A 255-nucleotide genomic window follows, 5' to 3' on the forward strand; every position below is an offset into this window, starting at 1 on the left:
ATATGATCTCGCGCGTGCAGGTGAAGCTGCAGGATGCGGGCTGGCTGAAGCGGTCCGTTTACCAGTGGTTCCGTCCTTACGGCGAGGCAAAGGCGGTTGCCTCTATCTCCCGCAGCAGACTGACGGCGTGGCAGCGGTTCATGTATAAGCTCGGGGACTATCTGGTCTTTTCCGCGATCAAGGACCACCTGGGGTTGTTGCGCATCAAGCGCGCCTATACGGGAGGGGCGGCGCTGGGAGCAGATGTCACCAAGT

At 60.4% G+C, this 255-nt stretch carries 1 pseudogene; it reads left to right on the forward strand.

Going from position 1 to position 255, the window contains the following annotated elements:
* Positions 1-14: 14 nt before the first annotated feature.
* Positions 15-255: pseudogene (locus tag MXD62_RS09105) on the forward strand (long-chain fatty acid--CoA ligase); the annotation flags it as partial.

The organism is Frankia sp. Mgl5 (assembly GCF_023242985.1).
In the GTDB taxonomy this organism is placed as follows: domain Bacteria; phylum Actinomycetota; class Actinomycetes; order Frankiales; family Frankiaceae; genus Parafrankia; species Parafrankia soli.